The organism is Nonomuraea candida (assembly GCF_000725485.1).
Classification (GTDB): Bacteria; Actinomycetota; Actinomycetes; order Streptosporangiales; family Streptosporangiaceae; genus Nonomuraea; species Nonomuraea candida.
The window spans coordinates 83362-102924 of the sequence record NZ_JOAG01000021.1 but is presented as its reverse complement, the minus strand read 5'-3'; the positions used below and the strand labels follow the sequence as shown (position 1 = coordinate 102924).

Sequence of the window (19563 nt, the reverse complement as noted above, 5' to 3'; positions counted from 1 at the left end):
CCGTTCTGGTGTGGGATCGACCCCATGAAGGATGAAGGAAAACAGCGCCGCCTCGCGACGCAGACGCTGGCGAGGGTGGCCGTGTTCGCGGCGCTCATCGGGGTGCTCGGCCTGCCCGGCACGCTGAACGTCTTCGGCAACGTGGTCCCCATCACGCTGCAGACGCTGGGCGTCATGCTGGCCGGGGCGATCCTCGGCTCCTGGCGCGGCGCGCTGGCCGTCGTGGTGCTGCTGGTGCTGGTGGCCGCCGGGCTGCCGCTGCTGGCCGGGGGCCGGGGCGGGCTCGGCGTGTTCGCCGCGCCGTCGGCCGGGTTCCTGGCCGGGTGGGTGTTCGGGGCGGCGGCGACCGGCTGGCTGGTGGAGCGGGCCGGCCGCGACCCGTCCGCCGTCCGCCTGTTCGCGGCCTGCGTGGTCGGCGGCATCGGTGTGGTCTACCTGTTCGGCATCCCCGTGCAGTCCATGATCACCGGGCTCTCGCTGGGGAAGACGGCCCTGCTCAGCGCGGGCTTCCTGCCCGGCGACCTGATCAAGGCGGTGCTCGCGGCCGTCGTGGTCAGGGGCACCCAGCGGGCCTACCCGGACGCGGTGCCCGCCGTGCACCAGGAGCGCATGCGCGCCGCCAGGGGGCGTTGACCCCTCGATGCCCGTAGCACGACACGTGATGGCCCACGCCGCCGAACGCCCTGACCGGCCGGCGGTGTGCGGCCCCCGCAGCGAGCTGACGTACGCCGAGCTCGCCGACCGGATCCACGGCGCCGCCCGCCACCTGCTGCGACGGGGCATCGGCCCCGGCACGCTGGTGGCGGCCGGCCTGGCCGACCCCGCCGACCTGCTCGTCGCCGTGCTGGCCGCCGACCTGGCGGGCGCGACCCCGCTGGCCGGCGACCACTCCTGGGACCGCGAGCGGTGGGCCCTGCTCACCGGCCCGCTGCTCACCGGCCCGCTGAACGCCTTCCCGCTCGACGCGCCGCTGCCGTACGAGCCCGGCGACCCCGTGCCCGTCCGGGCCCGCCCCGATGACCTGGCCTGGGCCTGCTTCAGCTCGGGCAGCACCGGCAGGCCGCGCGCCATCGTGCGCACGCGCGCCTCCTGGACCGGCTCCTTCCCCCACCTGGACGAGCTGACCGGCATCGGCCCCGACGACGTGGTGCTCGTGCCCGGCCCGCTGGTCTCCTCCCTGTACGCCTTCGCCGCCCTGCACACCCTGGCCACCGGCGCGACCGCCGTCGTTCCCGGCCGCTGGCCGGGCGGCGCGCTGGCCGGGCACCTCGCCCGCGCCACGGTGGTGCACGTGGTGCCGCACCGGCTGCCCGACGTGCTGCGCCACCCGGGCGCGCTGCGCGTGGCCGTGGTCGGCGGCGCGGCGCTGGACCCCGGCGCGCGGGCCACGGCGGACGCGGCCGGGGTCCGGGTGGTGGCCTACTACGGTGCCACCGAGCTGTCGTTCGTGGCCGTGGACGCCGACGGCGGCGGGCTGCGCCCGTTCCCCGGGGTCGAGATCGAGGTGCGCCCCCGCGCCTCCGACGGGCTCGGCGAGGTGTGGGCGCGGTCGCCGTGGTCGGCCGAGGGCTACCTGGGCGGCGTGACCGGGCCGCTGCGCCGCGACGGCGACGGCTGGCTGACCGTGGGCGACCTGGCGGAGCCGTACCGGGCAGGGCAGGTGTTGCGGCTGCGCGGGCGCGGCGACGGCGCGATCCAGACCGGCGGCGCCACCGTCGTGCCCGAGGACGTCGAGGAGGTGCTGCGGAAGGTGCCCGGCGTGGGCGACATCGTGGTGATCGGATCGCCGCACCCGTCACTCGGCGCCGTGGTGACCGCGGTCGTCGAGGCCGAGCCGGCGCCGCCGCGCGCCCTGCTGGAGGCCGTGGCCAGGGGCGGGCTGGACGCGGCGCAGCGGCCCCGCCGCTGGTACACCGTGCCGAGCCTGCCGCGCACCCCGACGGGCAAGCCCGCGCGGGCCCTGGTCGCGGCCCGGTTGGCGGGCGGCGACCCCGGCATCAGGCGGCTGGTCTGATGGGCGAGGCGCCCGTGGTGGTGGCGGCGCGGCGCACGCCGATCGGCACGGCCGGCCACGCGTTCCGGGACCTGACCGTCGACCGGCTGGCCGCCCCCGTGATCGCCGCCGTGCTCGCGGACCTGGACGGGACGGCGGAGCCGGCGGGATCAGCCGGGCCGGCGGGCGCGCGGGTGGACGACGTGGTGCTGGGCAACTGCATGGGGCCCGGCGGGAACGTGGCCCGCGTGGCGGCGCTGCGTGCCGGGCTGGGGCACGAGGTGCCCGGGCTGACCGTGGACCGGCAGTGCGGCAGCGGCCTGGCCGCGATCCTGGTGGCCGGGCAGGCGGTGCGCGCGGGGGAGGCCGAGCTGGTGGTCGCCGGCGGGGCGGAGAGCGCCTCGACCGCGCCGCTGCGGACGTTCAGGGGAGCGGAGACGCCCTACCCCCGGGCGCCCTTCGCCCCCGACGGCCACCCCGACCCCGACATGGGGCCGGCGGCCGAGGCCCTGGCGGCGGCGTACGGCGTCGATCGCGAGCGGCAGGACGCCTACGCCCGCCGCAGCCACGCCCGCGCGCTGGCCGCCCGGCAGGCGGGCCGGTTCGCGGCGGAGATCGTGCCGATCGAGGGCCGCTCCGACGACCAGCGCCCGCGCCCGCTGCGGGCGGCGTCGCTGGCCCGCCTGCCTGCGGCGTTCGTGGCGGAAGGTACAGTGACGGCCGGTAATTCCTCCCCGGTCAGCGACGGCGCCGCGGCCGTGGCCATCGTGCCCGAGCGGCTGCGCGCGGGACGTCCGGGGCTGCGGCTGGTCGCCGGGGCCGTCGTCGGGTGCGATCCCGCGCTGCCCGGGTGGGGGCCGGTGCCCGCGATCCGGCGGGTTCTGTCACGTACGGGGGTGGACTTGGAGCGGGTCGCGGCGGTGGAGATCGTGGAGGCGTTCGCGGCGCAGGTGCTGGCGGTGACCGACGCGCTCGGGCTCGATCCGCTGGGCGCCGACGACGGGCGCGTGTGCGCGGACGGCGGGGCGCTGGCGCTGGGCCACCCGTGGGGCGCCACCGGCGCGGTCGTGGTCACCCGGCTGTTCGGCCGGCTCGTCCGCGCCGCCGCCCCGCCCGGCACGCTGGGCCTGGCGGCGGCCGCGGTCGGCGGCGGGCTGGGCGTGGCCGCGCTGTTCGAGGTGGCCTGAGGTGAGCATCGACCCTGAGGTGCGCATCGACCCCGAAGTGCGCATCGACTTCGCCGACGTGCACGTACGCCTCGGCACGCGCGACGTGCTGCGCGGCGTCACCGCGTCACTGCCCGAGCGGCGCGTCGGCGTGGTGGGCGCCAACGGCTCGGGCAAGAGCACGCTCGCCCGACTGATCAACGGCCTGGCGCTGCCCACGTTCGGCAGCGTCACCGTGCTCGGCCTGGACACCCGCCGCCAAGCCGCCAGGATCAGGCGCCGCGTCGGGTTCCTGTTCACCGATCCCGACGCGCAGATCGTCATGCCGACGGTGGCCGAGGACGTCGCGTTCTCGCTGCGCCGCAAGGGCCTGGCCCGCGAGGAGGTCGACCGGCGGGTGACGGAGGTGCTGTCCCGGTACGGCCTGGCCGGCCACGCCGACCATCCCGCCCACCACCTGTCGGGAGGCCAGAAGCAGCTTCTGGCGCTGTGCGCGGTGATGGTGCTGGAGCCGGACATCCTGGTCATGGACGAGCCCACCACGCTGCTGGACCTGCGCCACTCCCGCCAGGTCGCGGCCCTGCTGCGCGACATGCCGCAGCAGGTGGTGGTGGTCACCCACGACCTGCCGCTGCTGGCGGACTTCGACCGGGTGCTGGTGCTCGACGAGGGCCGCGTCGTCGCCGACGGCTCCCCGCAGGAGGCCATCGGCCACTACCGGAAGCTCATGGCGTGAACGGCCTGACCGGCGCGTACGTCCCCGGCTCCTCGGTCCTGCACCGGCTGCCCGCCGGGGTCAAGCTGGCCGGGCTGGCCCTGGCCTGCACGGCCCTGGTGCTGCTGCGCACGCCCCTGGCGCTGGCCGCGGCGGCCGTGGTGGCGGCGGCCCTGTACGCGCTGGCGCGGGTGGGCGTGGCCGCCGCGTGGGCGCAGATCAGACCGGTGCGCTGGTTCGCGGTGGCGCTGTTCGTGATGCAACTGATCTTCGCCGGCCTCGACGGGGCGATCTCGACGACGCTGCGGGTGGTGCTGGCCGTGGCGCTGGCCGGGCTGGTCACGCTCACGACCCGCACCGGGGCCATGATGGCGGCGCTGGAGCGCTGCCTGTCGCCGGCCAGGTTCGTGGGGCTGGACCCGTTCCGGCTGTCGTTGCTGCTGTCGCTGACCGTGCGGAGCGTGCCGGTGGTGGCGGGGCTGGCCGCCCGCGTACGGGAGGCGCAGCGGGCCCGGGGCGTGGAGCGCAGCCTGCGGGCCTTCGCGGTGCCGCTGGTGGTCAGCTCGTTGCGGCACGCCGACGCGCTGGGGGAGGCGCTGAGCGCGCGCGGCCTGGACGACTGACCCGTCACGGCCCGAACCACCCACCCCGCCGGACTCGCACGGCCGGACCCGCACGGCCGGCCCTGCCGGGGCCCGTCGGGCGGCGCCTCCCTTTCTTCAGGCTTGACTTATATAAGCCATGACTGAAACACTCCGGTTCGTGCACGCATTCGACGTCCTCGGAGATCCGGTGCGCCGCCGGATCCTGGAGCTGCTCGCGGGCGGTGAGCGCAGCTCCGGAGAGGTCACCGCCGTGATACAGCGCGAGTTCGGCATCTCCCAGCCGGCCGTCTCCCAGCACCTGCGGGTGCTGCGCGACAACGGCTTCGCCAGCGTGCGGGCCGAGGGCACCCGGCGGCTCTACGCCGTCGAGCCCGAGCCGCTGCGGGAGGTCGACCTCTGGCTGGAGCGCTTCCGCGGTTTCTGGGACCAGCGCCTGGACGCGCTGGGCACGGAGCTGGCCCGCGGCAAGCGGGAACGCCGCATGACAACCGAGAGGGAGAACACCCCATGACCTTCGTCGACGATCTCAACCGCGCCCACCGGGAGCTGCTCGACGGCACGCGTAAGACCGTGGTGCTGCGCCGCCACTACGACGCCGAGGTGGAGGACGTCTGGCAGGCCTGCACCGACGCCGAGCGGCTGGGCCGCTGGTTCATGCCCGTCTCCGGCGACCTGCGGCAGGGCGGCACGTACCAGCTCGAAGGCAACGCGGGCGGGGAGATCCTGCGCTGCGAGCCGCCGAGCCTGCTGAAGGTCACCTGGCTGTTCGGCCCCGACCCCGGCTTCTCCGAGGTCGAGGTGCGCCTGGCCGCCAAGGACGGCGGCACGCTGTTCGAGCTGACCCACACGGCTGAGGTGCCGCCGGAGTTCTGGTCGCAGTTCGGCCCCGGCGCGACCGGTGTGGGCTGGGACCTGGCGCTGCTCGGCCTGGGCCTGCACCTGGCGGGCGGGGAGAAGGGCGTCGACGAGGCCGGGTTCCACCTGACCGAGGAGGGCCGCGCCTTCATCACGGGCAGCAGCCGGGCGTGGGGCGAGGCGTACCTGGCGGCGGGCGGCGACCCGGACGCGGTGGCCGCCGCCGTCGCCGCCACCAGCGGCTTCTACGCCCCCCAGGAGGAGACCTCCTGACCCGGGCCGGAGGCCGGGGCCTCGTCAGGCGAGGCTCTGGCCGCCGTCCACGGTGATCACCGACCCGGTCACGTAGCCGTTGGCCATGAGGAACAGCGCGGCCGAGGCCGCCTCCTCCGCCGTGGCGAAGCGGCCGAGCGGCGCCCCCTGACCGGCCGCCGCCATGGCCGCGTCGTCGGCCAGGCCGAAGGCGCCGCGCGCCAGCGGCGTGTCCACGACGCCGTACCTGATCGCGTTGACCCGCAGCCGGCGCGGCGCCAGCTCCACCGCCAGCGCCTTCGTGAGCCCCTCGACGGCGCCGATGGCCGCGATGGAGGCCGAGGCGCCGGGGATGGGGCGGCTCAGGTAGACCCCCGAGCTGAACGTGAGCGAACCGCCCGCGGGCAGGCGGCCGGCGGCGGCGCGGGCGGCCGCGTACGCGCCCCAGATCCGCCCGTCCACGGCCTGGCCGACCCGCTCGCGCGGCGTCTCCAGCAGCGGCCCGGCGGCGAACCCGCCCGCCGTCACCAGCACGTGGTCCACCTGGCCGAGCCGGTCGAACGCCCCCTCCAGGGCGCCCTCGTCGGTCCCGTCACCCGCCAGCTCGATCACGGGGGCGGAAGTGGTTTCGCGGATGCCGCCGGCCGCGGCCGACAGGCGGGCCGCGTCGCGCGCCATGAGCGCGACCCGGGCCCCGACGGAGGCCAGCAGCGCGCCGGCGGCCAGGCCGATGCCGGAGCTGCCCCCGACGATCAGCACGGTGCGGCCCTCCAGCGCGGCGGGCATGGGCGAGGCGACCGGGACCGGGGCGAGCGGGGTGGTCAAGGACATGACGGATCTCTCCTCAGAACAAATAAACCATCTGGTTGGTTTAGAACGATGGCGTGATTCGGCCAATAAGTCAACTGGATGGTTTAATCGGCCCATGACGTACGACGCGGAGGCGACCCGGCAGCGGATCTTCGAGGCCGCCACCGCCGAGTTCGCCCGCCACGGCCTGGCCGGCGCCAGGATCGACCGCATCGCCACCGCCGCCAAGGCCAACAAGCAGGCCATCTACCTCTACTTCGGGGGCAAGGAGAAGCTGTTCGGCCAGGTCGTGCGGGCCAAGGTGGACGAGATCTGCCACGCGGTCGACCTGGACCCGCGCACGCTGCCGGAGGCGGTCGGGCAGCTCTTCGACTGGTACCACGAGCACCCGGAGCTGATCCGCCTGCTGCTGTGGGAGGCGCTGGAGGTCGACGGGGGCCGGGTCGAGGGCGAAGAGGAGCGCAAGGAGGGCTACCGCGGTCACGTGGACGGCCTGGTGGCGGCGGGCGTGCCGGGGCGGGCGGCGGCGCAGGACTGGCTGTTCACCATCCTGGGGCTGGTGGCCTGGAACTTCTCGGTGCCCCAGTTGCGCCGGCTCATCCTCGACGAGCCCGACCCCGAGCGCGCCATCGCCCGCCGCCGCGAGGTCGTGGTGGAGCTGGCCCGCGCCCTGGCCGAACGCGCCGCCCCGGCCCCACACCCCTGATCGCCCGCACCGTACGGGGAGGCCCGCACCACCGGGGCGCACGCCCATCGCCGCGACCGCCGGGCGGCCCGCCGGCACCGCCGTCCCGGGGCTGCGCGCGGGCGCTCGTCGCCTGGTCCGGCACCCCGTGACCCGCCCGCGCGTACCCATAGCGACAAATCCCCCAAATGGGACGAATGCATACAAGTCGGGCGCACTGGGTAGGAGACCTGGTCCATAGGGGATCGATTGCCTCGGCCCTAGGAACCGGCGCCCCGGCTCAAGCAGCCGGGGCGTCGCCCGCGCCACGGGGATCCGGCCCGTGCGCGGGTCAGAGCTCGCAGGAGACCTCGGCGTCCTCGGTGCCGCCCGTGCAGGTGTCGGCGCCGGCGCGGCCGTCGAGGCGGTGCGCCACCGCGTCGGCGGGGGCGGTCAGGGTGTCGTCCGCCTTGCCGCCGATGATGTTCTCCACGTCGGCGGCGATGTTGTCATCCTCGCCGGCCAGGCCGTCGTCCGCGATGCCGTCGAGGGTCACCGACAGCCTGCCGATGCGCGAGGTGTAGTCCACGGCGTCCACGCCGCCCCGGCCGATGAGGGTGTCCCTGCCGTCGGCCAGGAGCTCGGCCTGCAGCACGTCGTCGCCCTGGCCCCGTTGAGCGTGTCGTCGCCGGGCCCGCCGCGGAACCGCGTGTCGCCGGCGCCGCCGTTGACGTGGTCGTTCCCGTCCCCGCCGGTCACCCGGACGGGGATGGTGCTCAGGTTCGTGACGAAGTCATCCCTGTCGCCCAGGGAGATCTGGATGTACTGGGCGAACCCGCTGCAGCGCACGCCGCCGCCGTGGGCCACGCAGTTGTGGCCGGGCGTGACGACGTCGCCGGAGTCCCTGATGATGACGTCCGCGCCGGGGTCGGCGGGGTCCAGCGGGGTGATCGTGATGTTGTTGACCTTGCCGGGATTGGCGGACACGCTGATGTAGCCGGTCGGGTTCTCGACGCGGGTGTCGGCGTACGAGGGCAGCGCCAGGGCTAACTGGGCGCCGACTCCCCTGATCCGCGGCATCGGGTCATCCCCCTGGCCGGCCGCGGTCACCGGCGTGCCTGCTCGGCGGCCAGGGCGGCGCTCGACAGGTGACCCCGGCCGCCGGACGGTGGTGGGGTGACCGGGCAAAGACGGCGGGGCGGGCGCGGTGGTGAACAGCGCCCGCCCCGCCGGGGCCGCCGGCCGCCCGGGCCGGGCGTCGGTCACGAGGTCGGGTAGGGGCTCTGGGTGAGCAGGTGGGCCTTGTAGCCTTCGCCGATGCCGGGTTCGGGGGTGCCGCTCCAGTCCTTGATCAGGACGCCGCCGGTGCTGCAGCCCCAGGGGTTCCAGGTCCATGCCAGATGGGACAGGCCGTGTGCGGTGGCCCAGTCCATCAGCGTGTCCATGTAGTCGTAGCCGCAGTTGTCCTGGCCGAACTCGCCGAGCACGATGGGGACCTGCTGGGCGAGCGGGGCGATCTGGGCGTCCCAGCAGGACGTGCTGGCGCAGGCGTTGAAGCTGTAGGCGTGCCAGGACGCGGCGATGTTGTTCAGCGGGTCGTTCGGCTTGTACGCCAGCCACTCCCGCATGTCGTTGGCCCACTCCAGGCCGCCCACCATGAGGACGTTGGTCGCCCCGGTCGCCCGGACCGCGTCGACCAGGTCCTGCATGCCGGCCACCTCGTAGGGAATGCCGGTGCAGGTGCCGCCGTCTCGCAGGCACTGCCAGCCCAGGGTCTTGTTCCAGTTGCCGGCGATCTCCGGGTACGGCTCGTTGAACAGGTCGAAGACGACGGCGTCGTTGCCCTTGAAGGTGTTCGCGACGCCGGTCCAGAACCGGGGGGCGTGCTGCGCGTCCGGCATCGGCTTCTGGCACGTCGCGGTGGCGTCCTTGCAGTGCCAGTCCGGCCCGTCGCTGTAGGCGCCCGAGGTCCAGTGCAGGTCGAGGATCGGGGTGATGCCGTTGGCGACCAGCAGGTCGACGTAGGACTTCACGCCCTGCTGGTAGGTGGCGCCGCTGGGCGAGCCGTTGACGCCGAGCCAGCATTCCTCGTTCAGCGGCAGCCGCACCGCGTGGATGTTCCAGCTCTTCATGGCATCGACCGAGGCCTGGTCGACCGGGCCGCCGTCCCATTGGCCCTTGCCCTGCACGCAGGCGTACTCGCCGCTTGAGCGGTCCACGCCGAGCAGGCGGTAAGGCCTGCCGTCCGAGGTGACGATCTTGTTGCCGGACACGCGCAGGCGCGGCGCCGGGCCATCGGGGTCGGGGGTGACAGTGGGGGTCGGCGAAATCACCGAGCCGGTGCAGGTGGTGCCGTTGAGCGCGAACGAGGCGGGTACGGGGTTGGCGCCCTTCCAGGCTCCGGCGAAGCCGATGGAGGTGGACGCGCCGGTGCCCAGCGCCTCGTTCCAGCTCAGGCCGGCCGCGGATACGCGCGTCCCGGACTGCGTCCAGGTGGCGCTCCAGCCGTGGGAGACCCTCTGATCGGCGCCGGGAAAGTCGAACGTCAAGGTCCACCCCTTGACGGCGGAGCCGAGGTTGGTGATGGCGACGCCGGCGGTGAAGCCGCCGGACCACTCGCTCTGGACGGTGTACGTGACGGAGCAGCCCGTGGTGGTGGCGGCCGATGAGGGGAGCGTGGCCGCCGCCATGCTGCCCAGTGCCAGGGCTCCGACGGCGCCGAACGTGAGCAGCGCATGACGATGTTTCATCCGATCCCTCTGTTCGAGCAGATAGGAGACAGCTGCTCCAGCATGCTTGGTTAGGAAAGTTGTGAAAGTCAATGGCGGCAGGGGTGCCCAGGGAGAACGGCTCTGGAGGCCCGGGATAGGATCCCAGCTCAAGGGCCCCGGGGCGGAGCTGCTCGCCTGGCGGATGGCTGAAAATAAGGTAGCTTTTGCATACCGGGGTGTGGGAGGTGGCGCGGTGACGAGCCCGATCTGGGCCGGCCGGACGAAGACCCGTGGCATGGTGCTGGACATGATCCGGGCGGCGCGGGCGATCAGCCGGGTGGAGCTCGTGGCGGCGACCGGTCTGACCGCACCGACGATCTCCGAGGTCGTCCGTGAGCTCATGGCCGACGGTCTCGTCGCCGAGGCGGGGCTGGGGGCCTCGACGGGTGGCAAGCGGCCGATGCTGGTCCAGCTCGATCCTTCGGCCCGCTACAGCGTCGGCGTGCAGCTGGAACGCAATACCTGCGTGATCGTCGTGGTCGACCTGGCCGGCCGGCCGATCGCGAGGATGTCGTTCAGCGGAGTGTCGTCCATGCCGCCGGAACGCGGGCTGTCGTCGGTGGCCGCGCAGGTGAACGCGTTGCTGGACACGGCGGCCGTCGATCGTGACAAGGTGCTGGGCGTCGGCCTGGTCAGCTACGGGCCGCAGGATCGGCGGGCCGGTGTGCTGCTGACCCCGCAGCCCACCGAGGAGTGGTTCGGCCACCCCATCGCCGACCGTCTCGCCGAGAGCCTCGGCCTGCCGGTCCTGCTGGACAACGACGCGGCGGCGGCCGCGATCGGCGAGTACTGGATGGGGGCGGTGGAGCCGCGCAGCACCTACGGCTGCATCTACATGGCCACGGGGATCGGCGGTGGCGTGGTGGTCGCCGGCGAGGTGTATCGCGGCAGCTCGTCCAACAGCGTGGAGATCGGCCACATCTCCATCGACGTCAACGGGGACGAATGTCCGTGCGGCAACCGTGGTTGCCTGGAAAACTACGCCGGCCCGGCCGCGCTGGTCAGGGAGGCGCTGACGACGCCCGGGCTGGGCCAGCGGCTGGCGCTCGACCCGACCGGAGACGACTTCCTCACCGACTTCGCGCGCCTCGCGGCCGCGGCCAACGCCGGCGACCCGGCCGCCCGTGGCCTGGTCGAGCGGTCGGCCCGCTATCTGGGCAGTGCCGCGGTGACCATGGCCACCCTGTTCGACCTCGACACGGTCGTCCTCGCCGGGCCGAGCTTCGCGGTCGCCGGCTCGATCTACCAGTCGGTGATCCAGGAGGAGGTGGACCGCCGTACGTTCGCCCGGCGGGCCCACCGGGTGCGGGTCGTGCCATCGGTCAGCGGTTCGGACGCCGCGGCGATCGGCGGTGCGGTCCTCGTCCTGCAGAGCGAGCTGGTCCTCGGCCGCGGCCGTCCGGCGGACGGCGCCCCACCACCGTCTCCCGAGGGCGAGGCGGAGGCCGCGACCGCCGTGTGACGCGCGCCTTGTTCGGAGATCTTCCCAAGTGGCGCCAGACTCTGCGCTCAACATCGGAGCAGCTCAGCGGCCTGACGGGGGCCGGAGACAGGCCGGACCGGAACGCGTCGCCGTGCGCTGCTCCTCCGCCGGCCGAGCTCCCGAGGCATCGCGGTATCGACTTAGTTAAATTGCTCACGTAAGCCCGGCGCCTGCGTGGTCCTGCACCGGCGACCGATCGGAGCATTCCGATGATGCGTACCACGGTCCACGACGGGTGGCGCCTGGCCGCGGTGGGCGGGCCGTGACAGCGCCGTGGCGTGACGTGGATCACTGGCCGCGGCTGTTATGGAACGGCCGGTGGCGGCGTCTCGTGCGTGTGGTGGTAGAGCTGAGTCGGGACAGGCAGGAGCCGGGCATGAGTGAGAGCAGCGGACGGACGACGGGCACACCGCGGGCGCCCGGCCGGGCCCGGCGCGCGGACCCCGCGACCGAGGCGTTCGTCACCCATCGCAACCTGCTCTTCACCGTCGCCTACGAGCTGCTCGGCTCCGCCGCCGACGCCGAGGACGTCCTTCAGGAGACCTGGCTGCGATGGGCGGCCATCGACCTCGACGGCGTCCGGGAGAAGCGCGCCTACCTGGTACGGATCGTCACCCGGCAGGCGCTCGACCGGCTGCGCGCGCTGGGCCGGCGCAAGGAGTCCTACGTCGGGCCGTGGCTGCCGGAGCCGTTGCTGACGACGCCCGACGTGGCCGAGGACGTGGAGCTGGCCGACAGCGTCTCGATGGCGATGCTGCTGGTGCTGGAGACGCTCCAGCCGGTCGAGCGGGCGGTGTTCGTGCTGCGCGAGGTGTTCGCCCTGGACTACGACGAGATCGCCGAGGCCGTCGGCAAGAGCCCGGCCGCGGTGCGCCAGATCGCCTACCGGGCCCGGGCGCACGTCGCCGAGCGCCGGCCGCGCGGCTCCGGCTCCCCGGCCGAGCACCGGGCCGCCCTGCGGGCCTTCCAGCGCGCGGTCGAGACCGGCGAGCTGCAGAGCCTGCTCGACGTCCTCGCGCCGGACGTCGTCGCCCTGAGCGACGGGGGCGGGGTCAAGCACGCCCTGCTGCGGCCCGTCGTGGGTGCCGGCAACGTGGCGCGCCTGCTGGCCGTCGGCTGGTGGAAGCGCGACGGGGAGAGGTCCGTCGAGCTGGTGCAGATCAACGGCGGCCCGGGGCTGCTCGTCCGGGTCGACGGCGAGATCGACGGCGTGGTGGCGGTACGCGTGGAGCACGGCCGCGTCACCGGCGCCTACCACGTGCGCAACCCCGAGAAGCTGTCGCGCGTCCACCGGCAGACCGCCATGACCCGCTGAGAAGGGGGCAGCGCGCCGTGGCCGCCAGGCTCGCCCGGCCCCCGGCCTGCCATGGAGGCGTACCGACCGGCGACCGGCTTGAGATGACCCGGGAACCGACCGGCGACCGGCTTGGGGCGGCCCGGGAACCGGTCGGGGCAACCGGCTTGGGGCGGCCCGGGCCTACGCCGGTGCGTCCCGGTGCGGGCCGGTCGGCGGAGCGGTTCCGGGGTCGCCGGGGGCCGGCACGAGCCCGTGGTGGCGGGCCCGCTCCACGGCGGCCTGGCGGGAGGAGACGGCGAGCTTGCGGTAGACGGCCCGCACGTGCGTCCTGACGGTGTTCACCGACAGGTGCAGGTGGGCGGCGATCTGGGGAATGCTCAGCGGGCCGGGCAGCAGGCCGAGCACCACCCGTTCCTGCCCCGTCAAGCTCTGCGGCCGCGCCAGCGCGGCGGCGCCCACCGGCGCCGCCGCGCCGCCCGCCGGTGGCCGCGCACCGCCGGGGACGGCGCCGCGGAGGACGTGGCGGAACTCCTGGATCCGCCGGGCCAGGTGGCCGCCGTCGGCGAGGCCGGCCAGCAGGTCGTCGGCCTGGTCGCAGGCCGCGCGGGCGGCGTCATGGTCGCCGGCGGCCAGGCACCAGCGGGCCAGCTCGGTCACGTTCACCACCGCCGACCAGCGCGACAGGCCGGGCACGCGGGCGCGCAGGCCGGCGGCGTGGTCGAGCTCGCGGCGCGCCTCGGCCAGCCGGTCACGGCCGGTCAGGACGGCGGCGTGGGCGGTGAAGGCGATGCTGGCCTGCGCCGAACCGGTCAGGTGGTGCCTGCGCACCAGGTCCCGGCCGAGCGCGGCCAAGGTGGCGGCCTGGTCGTGGCGGCCGAGCGCCGTGCAGGTCAGCGACTGCACCGCCAGCGCGTTGATCGTGAACAGCGACGTGCTGGCCCGGTTGCGCGCCGCCTGCTCCAGCACCGTGACCGCCTCGCGGTGCCGCCCGCTCAGGTACAGGTTCGCGCCGTGGCTGAAGCGGGCCATCGCGTACCAGGGCGAGGCGGTGTCGTCCTCCAGCTCGGCGGCGAGGCGGGACTCGGCCAGGCGCTGCGGCAGGTCGTCGATCAGGAACATGCCGCGCAGCAGCGCGGCGGCGGACTTCAGCGAGGCCGTGCCGTCCGGCAGGGGCCCGTCGTGACCGAGGCTCTCGGCCGCGTCCAGCCAGGCGATCGCCCCGGGAAGGTCGCCGGTGACGGTGCTGGCCCAGGCCGCGCTGACCGAGGCCGCGGCGTCCCGGCCGATCGCCCCGGCCCCGATGGCCTCGATCAGCGCGAGCAGGGTCGCGCTGCGGCCGGTGGTGACGTAGCCGAGCCAGGACGAGGCCAGCAGCGCGGTCGCCCGCCCGTGGTCGCCGGCCGCGACGGCGTGGCCGATGGCCTGCTCGACGTGTCCGTGCTCGTGCAGCCAGGCCCCTGCCCGGCGATGCAGGCGGACGGGCAGCTCGGGGTGGGCCCGGCTCAGGATGGCGCGCAGGCACTGGCCGAACAGGTGGTGATAGCGGTACCACTGCCGCTGCTCGTCCAGCGGGATCACGAACAGGTTGGTGGCGGCCAGGTGGGCCAGCACGCGTTCGGCCCGGGCGGGGGAGAGGCCGCACAGGTGCGCGGCCAGCGGCGCGGTGAACCGGTCCAGGACCGCCGTGCGCAACAGGAAGCGGCGCTCGTGCGGCGTGCAACCGGCCAGCACCTCCTCGGTCAGGTAGTCGCTGATGTGCCGATGGTCGCCGGTGAAGGAGGCCAGGAACGTTCCCGTGTCGGCCCGGCCGCGCAGCGACAGCGCGGCCAGGTAGATGCCCGCCGGCCAGCCCTCGGTCCGCGCCACCAGGTCGTACACCTGCCCGCCGTCCAGCCCGGCGGTCACGATGTCCGGCAGGGTCCGCACCTGCGCGGCCGAGAAGCGCAGGTCCCCGGCGCCCAGCTCGACCAGTTGCCCGGCGGCGCGCAGCCGGGCCAGCGGCAGCGCCGGCCGGTGCCGCGAGCTGAGCACCAGCTGATGTCCCGGCCCCAGCGCGCTCAGCAGCAGGCGCAGCTGATCCAGCGCGGCCGCGTCGGTCAGCAGGTGGAAGTCGTCCAGCACCAGCACCACCGGCCGGGCCGCCCGGGCCAGGCGCCGCAGCAGCATCGGCAGCACCACGCCGGCGATGTCCGGGCCCTGCACGCACAGCATGGCCACCAGGTCGTCCACGGGCACCCGGGCGCCGGCCGCGCCGATCGCCCGCAGGATCCCGGTCCACAGCCGTACCGGGTCGTTGTCCTGGCCGCCGACGGAGAGCCAGGCCATCGCCCGCCGCTCACGCGCGTCGGCCCGCCACTGCGCCAGCAGGGTGGACTTGCCGTACCCGCCCGGAGCCGCGATCACCACCAGCCGCGCCTCGCGTGCCGCCAGCAGCCGCCCCACCAGGCGCGGCCGCCGGATCCAGCGCGGCGACACGGGCGGCGTCTGCCCCGTGCCGCCGGTCACGACGGGATCGGCTCCACGCATAGTGCTCCTCGGACCGGCTCTGTGGGGGCGTTGTGCATATCGCCGGAGGCGGCCACGTAGTTACCGACCGGGAGGCCCGCGTCTCGGGCCCCGGGCGGCCGGCCTCCGCGCCGAATCTCACCTAGGTGAGATTCGGCGCGGACGGGTCTCACCAGGGCGTGCCGGTTGGGGCTCCATCTCCCCGCTCCGCCGGTGACCCGACCGAGGGGAACGCTCCAGCTCAGCCGCGGGTCGACGGCTTGTCACGGGCTTCTTGACCGCAGGCCTGCCGGAGGTTCGGAGCCGAGGAGTCTGTCCGTATTGGGGTGTTGTGTCGGCATTGACGGTGAGTGTCGGCCGGATCAATGTGAGTGGGCCTCAGCACACGGGGAGGAACGCGATGAGTAGTCCAGATCCGAAGAAGCCGGCGGCCCCTGCCGCCGCCAAACCCGCCACGTCCACCAAACCCGCCACGTCCACCAAACCCGCCACGTCCACCACACCCGCCGCGAGCACCGGGCTCGACGGCCCGACTCCGAAAGACCTGTTGCCGGCCAGCGGCGACCACCCGGTGGAGATCGTCCGGTATCAGACCGTCGTGCTCACCGACATTCCGGGGGCGAAGACGTACCGGAAGCTGACCGGCGCGATCGATCTCGGCGAGGAGAACCTGCCGTTCTACGACCGCCCGGCCGAGGGCATGATCGTCACCACCGAGCAGACGTGGGCGGTGGAGGGCGTGACCCTGGGCAGGCTGCTCCACAGCCTGCCGCTGGCGCCGGGCGAGAGCACGAAGGTCGCGGTCATCGACTGGGAGCGGCGCACGTCCGGCACCGGCACGGAGACGACGGGCGAGAAGGACACGCTCACCAGCCAGACGCTCCAGGACCGGTCGATCACCGAGCTGGCCAACGCCATCGCCCGGGAGGAGCAGCACGGCTCGTCCGAGATGTTCGAATTCGGGATGTCGGAGAGCAAGGGCGGCAGCGGCGGCTTCGCGTTCCTGGGCATCGGCGGCGGCGGCTCGTCGAGCAAGTCGAAGAACATGGGCTTCGCCACGTCGGTGGGCCGCTCCACCGGGGTGAGGTCGGTCGCCTCGGAGGCCGCCCAGCGGATCGACGCGCGCACCCAGCAGCTGGCGACCGCGGCGCGCAGCCGGCACATGACCGTGGTGCGGGAGACCTCGCAGGCGGAGAGCGAGAAGGTGCTCACCCGCGTGGTCACGAACTACAACCACATGCACGCGCTGTCGGTGCAGTACTACGAGGTCGTCCAGGTCTACAAGGTGACGACCAAGCCGACGCGGGTGGAACGGTGCCTGTTCATCCCGCTGGAGGATCTCAACTTCACCCACAACAACTTCCAGCGCTACAAGGAGGTGCTGGCCGCGGCGGCGCCCCCGGACTGGGCCAAGCTGATGCGCGAGGCGAAGCCGTTCAACACCTCGGGCCGCAAGCTCGGCGGCTGCACGGCCGTGACGGCGCCGGAGAAGCAGGCCTTCGACGGCGTGGTGCTGCTCGACCTCGCCGGGTCGGGCATGGGCGTCTACGGCGTGCGGAAGACCGACGGAGCCCCGGTCCGGTTCGACCCGGTCGCCCAGCGGTGGAACCCGATGCCGACCACCGGGCTGACCGGCGGCCTGAAGTGCATCGCGCCGGGCAGGAACCTGGTCTGGGCGGTCCAGTCCGACGGCAAGGTCATGGTGTTCGACGGGACGACCTGGAAGCGCGACCCGGGCAACGCCCTCGCGCGCCGCATCTCCTGCGGCGCCGACGGCACCCCGTACCTCACCGCCACGAACGGCATGATCCACGAACAGGTCGGCACCGGCTGGCAGGACATGAAGGTCGAGGCGGACGACCTCGCCGTCCTCGGCCGCGACCGGCTCTGGTACTGCCGCCAGGGCAAGGCGTACGAGCGCAGCGGCACCACCTGGGTGGAGCGCACCTCCGCAGCCGCCATCGCCACTCTGGCAGCGGCGCCGGACGGTGCGATGTGGGCCCTCGGCCATGTCCAGAACCTGGTCCCGGGCCTGATCAAGTTCGAGCCCGACGCTTCGACCGGGACCACGACCGCCACCTCAATGGCGCCGGGCCCCCTGAGCACGCCCGAGCTGCTGAAGACCGTGCCCCCGCCGGACAAGATCGTCGATGTCCTGCCCGCGGCCAACGGCGAGTTCTGGCTGCGGTCCGCCAACGGTCAGCTGATCCGCCTGCTGACCGCGCCCCGCAGCGCGCCCACCCCGTTCGACAGCCAGTCCAGCCTCGGCTGGGCCTCCAAGATCGACGTCTGGTGGGACGACGCCGGCATCCGCAGCATCATGCTCGTCGTGTCCGGCCAGACCTTCCGCTGCGGCGACACCAGCGGCTCGGGGGTCCAGCAGCACGCGGCGTACACCTTCGAGGCCGGCGACAAGCTGCTGTCCGTGGACTACTGGACCGGCACCGCGGCGCGTGGCAGCATGTCCGGGCTGCGGCTGACCATGCAGTCCGGCGTGCTCGACTTCGGAAGCGCGGTGGGCTCGACCGCCCCTCCGGATCTCACCGAGGAGGCCGGGGGCACCGCGCTGTACGGCCTGCACGGGTCGACGGTGACCACCGGCAGCCGCACCTACGTGGCCTCGCTCGGCTTCTACGTGCGCGGCGGGCAGGTGCCCCAGCACATCCTGGACCACCTCAACGACAACCGCCGCCACTACAGCCAGGCGGTCTGGGCCAACATCGACGAGCTGACGCTGAGCCGGATCCTGGCCAACTACACGTACACGCCGCCGGGCGGGAAGAGCAACGCGCTGCCGCTCGGGGTGCAGCTCGACCCCAAGCCGATCGCCGCGACCGGCAACTACCTCGGCTTCCGCTGGAACTTCGCCAGTGAGCAGGAGCGCGAGGACTGGGTCAAGGCCCGCCGGGTGGACGACACCAGGCTCGGCAAGGAGGTGACGAGCATCGTCGGGGTCGCCACCAACGGCGTCTTCGCCGAGGCCGTGCTCGGCCGGGCCAACGCCGCCGAGAAGATCGACCTCACCCGGTTCTGGAACTGGAAGGACTCGCCGATCCCCATCCTGCCCACCGACATCGCACCGGTGGCCACCGGCGGCCGCTCCCGCGAGGTCGACGTCAAGGTCGCCCCGCTCGCCCCGAGCGAGGCCAGGTTCCAGGCGATCCAGGCCCTTCCCGCCCCGACCGGCACGGACGCGACGCTGCGCACCGTGGCCACCGCCAACCTGTTCCGTGACATGAGCGGGATGGCGGAGGTCGGCAAGCTCCTCGGCAAGGGCCTGGAGCTGGCGGCCGGCAACGACCAGGAGGCCGCCCAGCGTGCCAACGAGGCCATGAAGACGGCCACCGAGCACATGCAGAAGATGGCTCAGATCGCCCTCGAAGCCGTGTCGAAGGCCGTGCCCGCCGGTCAGGCCTCCGGCAGCCTCAGCGCCCTCGGCGGCATGCTCAACCAGTCGCAGAACGGCTCCGGTGACGGCAAGGCCGCCGCCGGCGACGGTGACGGGAAGGCCGACTCGTAGCCCGGAAGGGGACGGCCCCTGAGGGCTGATGGGCTCGGGCCGCGGGTCCCGGGAAGGAGGGTTTCCGGGACCCGCTCCCTCTTCGCCGCGAGCCGGGCGGGCTCAGCTGAAGTGCATGACGACGGCCAGGCCGACGAAGTGCATGAGGGCCACCGCGACGAGCAGCGTGACGAAGATGAACTTGGCGGGGGCGTGCTCGAAGTGCTTGCCCTCCTTCAGCGGGGGCAGCTTGGCCACGCGCTCGGCGATGCGTTCCTCGATCGGCTTGCGGCGAAACATGAGGGTGTCCCTCCCCGGGGCCGGTCCACGAGAGCGGTGCGTGGCTTCTGTTGGCAGGCTAACGATTCGTACACTAACTAATGTAGCGGGGCGCGCGGAGGCGAGCGAGCGGGACCCGGCTCCAGCGCCTGCCCGGCTCTAGCGCCTGGCGGCGAGGTGGGCCTCGGTGGCGGCGGCGATCACCCGGGTCAGCGCCTGGTGCAGGTCCCGCAGCTCGGCCAGGTCCATGCCGAGGCGTTCGACGATCGTGGCGGGGATCTTCAGGGCCTCGGCGCGCAGGGCGCGCCCGCGCTCGGTCAGCGTCACCGCCAGCGAGCGCTCGTCGGTGCTGGCGCGCCTGCGCTCCACGAGCCCGGCCGCCTCCAGGCGCTTGAGCAGCGGCGACAGCGTGGCGGGCTCCAGTTGCAGCAGGCCGCTCAGGTCCTTGACCGACAGCGGCGCGTGCTGCCACAGGGCCAGCATCACCAGGTACTGCGGATGGGTCAGCCCCATCGGCTCCAGCACCGGCCGGTAGAGCGCGATCACCGATCGCGAGGCGACCGCCAGGGCGAAGCAGACCTGGTTCTCCAGGGACAGCGGATCGACGGCGTCGTCCCGGTCACCCACGTCACTCATGCGAACCTCCCTCGGCGGCTGTCGTCACCATCG

Annotated in this window: 18 protein-coding genes; 11 read left to right on the top strand and 7 right to left on the bottom strand. The window is 73.8% G+C overall.

The window, feature by feature from the left end:
* Positions 1-24 precede the first annotated feature (24 nt).
* The 7 genes from IO39_RS22525 to IO39_RS22495 all read left to right on the top strand — a co-directional run bounded on the left by IO39_RS22525 (position 25) and on the right by IO39_RS22495 (position 5607).
* A complete protein-coding gene (locus IO39_RS22525; protein ID WP_043626601.1) occupies positions 25-633 on the top strand; it encodes a biotin transporter BioY in 609 nt (202 codons plus the stop codon).
* Between the two features lie 7 nt (positions 634-640).
* Complete coding sequence (locus tag IO39_RS22520) at positions 641-2014, top strand: class I adenylate-forming enzyme family protein (RefSeq protein ID WP_052423222.1); 1374 nt, start codon at positions 641-643, stop codon at positions 2012-2014.
* Positions 2014-3180 (top strand): thiolase family protein, encoded by a 1167-nt coding sequence (locus IO39_RS22515; protein ID WP_043626598.1) that lies wholly within the window; start codon positions 2014-2016, stop codon positions 3178-3180. Before IO39_RS22520 ends, IO39_RS22515 begins: the two co-directional genes overlap by 1 nt.
* 43 nt (positions 3181-3223) lie before the next feature.
* On the top strand, positions 3224-3895 hold the full coding sequence (locus IO39_RS22510) for an energy-coupling factor ABC transporter ATP-binding protein (RefSeq protein WP_043626887.1): 672 nt from the start codon (positions 3224-3226) through the stop codon (positions 3893-3895).
* Positions 3892-4497 carry an energy-coupling factor transporter transmembrane component T family protein gene (locus IO39_RS22505; protein ID WP_052423221.1) on the top strand — a complete coding sequence of 202 codons (606 nt, stop codon included), beginning with the start codon at positions 3892-3894 and terminating at the stop codon, positions 4495-4497. Before IO39_RS22510 ends, IO39_RS22505 begins: the two co-directional genes overlap by 4 nt.
* Before the next feature lie 139 nt (positions 4498-4636).
* On the top strand, positions 4637-4990 hold the full coding sequence (locus IO39_RS22500) for an ArsR/SmtB family transcription factor (RefSeq protein ID WP_211267113.1): 354 nt from the start codon (positions 4637-4639) through the stop codon (positions 4988-4990).
* Entirely contained in the window at positions 4987-5607 is a 621-nt protein-coding gene (locus IO39_RS22495; protein ID WP_043626592.1) for an SRPBCC family protein, read from the top strand. The genes IO39_RS22500 and IO39_RS22495 overlap by 4 nt, the downstream gene beginning before the upstream one ends.
* A gap of 24 nt (positions 5608-5631) precedes the next feature.
* On the opposite strand, the gene IO39_RS22490 is transcribed toward IO39_RS22495, so the two are convergent.
* Positions 5632-6417: an SDR family oxidoreductase gene (locus IO39_RS22490; RefSeq protein ID WP_052423220.1), complete on the bottom strand. Its 786-nt coding sequence runs from the start codon at positions 6415-6417 to the stop codon at positions 5632-5634.
* 94 nt (positions 6418-6511) lie between these two features.
* On the opposite strand from IO39_RS22490, the gene IO39_RS22485 reads away from it, so the two are divergent.
* Positions 6512-7102: a TetR/AcrR family transcriptional regulator gene (locus tag IO39_RS22485; protein ID WP_043626589.1), complete on the top strand. Its 591-nt coding sequence runs from the start codon at positions 6512-6514 to the stop codon at positions 7100-7102.
* Positions 7103-7412: 310 nt separating this feature from the next.
* Here IO39_RS22485 and IO39_RS22480 read toward each other — a convergent pair whose 3' ends face one another.
* From IO39_RS22480 to IO39_RS22470, 3 genes are all read right to left on the bottom strand, one after another.
* Positions 7413-7649, bottom strand: coding sequence for a hypothetical protein (locus IO39_RS22480; RefSeq protein WP_157548762.1), 237 nt, complete (start codon positions 7647-7649; stop codon positions 7413-7415).
* Positions 7613-8140, bottom strand: coding sequence for a hypothetical protein (locus tag IO39_RS54665; RefSeq protein WP_157548760.1), 528 nt, complete (start codon positions 8138-8140; stop codon positions 7613-7615). The genes IO39_RS22480 and IO39_RS54665 overlap by 37 nt, the downstream gene beginning before the upstream one ends.
* 182 nt (positions 8141-8322) lie before the next feature.
* Positions 8323-9810, bottom strand: coding sequence for a cellulase family glycosylhydrolase (locus IO39_RS22470; protein WP_043626580.1), 1488 nt, complete (start codon positions 9808-9810; stop codon positions 8323-8325).
* A 214-nt stretch (positions 9811-10024) separates the two neighbouring features.
* Here IO39_RS22470 and IO39_RS22465 point away from each other — a divergent pair, with 214 nt between their 5' ends.
* Together IO39_RS22465 and IO39_RS22460 are read left to right on the top strand one after the other, a co-directional pair.
* A complete protein-coding gene (locus IO39_RS22465) occupies positions 10025-11293 on the top strand; it encodes an ROK family transcriptional regulator (RefSeq protein WP_169789094.1) in 1269 nt (422 codons plus the stop codon).
* Between the two features lie 397 nt (positions 11294-11690).
* Entirely contained in the window at positions 11691-12629 is a 939-nt protein-coding gene (locus IO39_RS22460; protein WP_043626577.1) for an RNA polymerase sigma-70 factor, read from the top strand.
* Positions 12630-12791: 162 nt separating this feature from the next.
* Here the strand turns inward: IO39_RS22460 and IO39_RS50860 are convergent, their stop codons facing one another.
* Positions 12792-15137 carry a winged helix-turn-helix domain-containing protein gene (locus IO39_RS50860; protein WP_084773280.1) on the bottom strand — a complete coding sequence of 782 codons (2346 nt, stop codon included), beginning with the start codon at positions 15135-15137 and terminating at the stop codon, positions 12792-12794.
* 379 nt (positions 15138-15516) lie between these two features.
* Here IO39_RS50860 and IO39_RS56815 point away from each other — a divergent pair, with 379 nt between their 5' ends.
* Complete coding sequence (locus IO39_RS56815; protein ID WP_211267112.1) at positions 15517-18636, top strand: hypothetical protein; 3120 nt, start codon at positions 15517-15519, stop codon at positions 18634-18636.
* Positions 18637-18738: 102 nt separating this feature from the next.
* Here IO39_RS56815 and IO39_RS56085 read toward each other — a convergent pair whose 3' ends face one another.
* Both IO39_RS56085 and IO39_RS22445 read right to left on the bottom strand, forming a co-directional pair.
* Positions 18739-18915: a hypothetical protein gene (locus IO39_RS56085; protein ID WP_169789093.1), complete on the bottom strand. Its 177-nt coding sequence runs from the start codon at positions 18913-18915 to the stop codon at positions 18739-18741.
* A 138-nt stretch (positions 18916-19053) separates the two neighbouring features.
* Complete coding sequence (locus tag IO39_RS22445; RefSeq protein ID WP_043626574.1) at positions 19054-19530, bottom strand: MarR family winged helix-turn-helix transcriptional regulator; 477 nt, start codon at positions 19528-19530, stop codon at positions 19054-19056.
* Between the last annotated feature and the right edge of the window lie 33 nt (positions 19531-19563).

Excerpts from the sequence above, each read along its gene's own strand:
- IO39_RS22525 (WP_043626601.1), top strand. The coding sequence starts at position 25 with ATGAAGGATGAAGGAAAACAGCGCCGCCTCGCGACGCAGACGCTGGCG.
- IO39_RS22520 (WP_052423222.1), top strand. The coding sequence starts at position 641 with ATGCCCGTAGCACGACACGTGATGGCCCACGCCGCCGAACGCCCTGAC.
- IO39_RS22515 (WP_043626598.1), top strand. The coding sequence starts at position 2,014 with ATGGGCGAGGCGCCCGTGGTGGTGGCGGCGCGGCGCACGCCGATCGGC.
- IO39_RS22495 (WP_043626592.1), top strand. The coding sequence starts at position 4,987 with ATGACCTTCGTCGACGATCTCAACCGCGCCCACCGGGAGCTGCTCGAC.
- IO39_RS22490 (WP_052423220.1), bottom strand. The coding sequence starts at position 6,417 with ATGTCCTTGACCACCCCGCTCGCCCCGGTCCCGGTCGCCTCGCCCATG.
- IO39_RS22485 (WP_043626589.1), top strand. The coding sequence starts at position 6,512 with ATGACGTACGACGCGGAGGCGACCCGGCAGCGGATCTTCGAGGCCGCC.
- IO39_RS54665 (WP_157548760.1), bottom strand. The coding sequence starts at position 8,140 with ATGCCGCGGATCAGGGGAGTCGGCGCCCAGTTAGCCCTGGCGCTGCCC.
- IO39_RS22470 (WP_043626580.1), bottom strand. The coding sequence starts at position 9,810 with ATGAAACATCGTCATGCGCTGCTCACGTTCGGCGCCGTCGGAGCCCTG.
- IO39_RS22460 (WP_043626577.1), top strand. The coding sequence starts at position 11,691 with ATGAGTGAGAGCAGCGGACGGACGACGGGCACACCGCGGGCGCCCGGC.
- IO39_RS50860 (WP_084773280.1), bottom strand. The coding sequence starts at position 15,137 with ATGCGTGGAGCCGATCCCGTCGTGACCGGCGGCACGGGGCAGACGCCG.
- IO39_RS56815 (WP_211267112.1), top strand. The coding sequence starts at position 15,517 with ATGAGTAGTCCAGATCCGAAGAAGCCGGCGGCCCCTGCCGCCGCCAAA.
- IO39_RS56085 (WP_169789093.1), bottom strand. The coding sequence starts at position 18,915 with ATGTTTCGCCGCAAGCCGATCGAGGAACGCATCGCCGAGCGCGTGGCC.
- IO39_RS22445 (WP_043626574.1), bottom strand. The coding sequence starts at position 19,530 with ATGAGTGACGTGGGTGACCGGGACGACGCCGTCGATCCGCTGTCCCTG.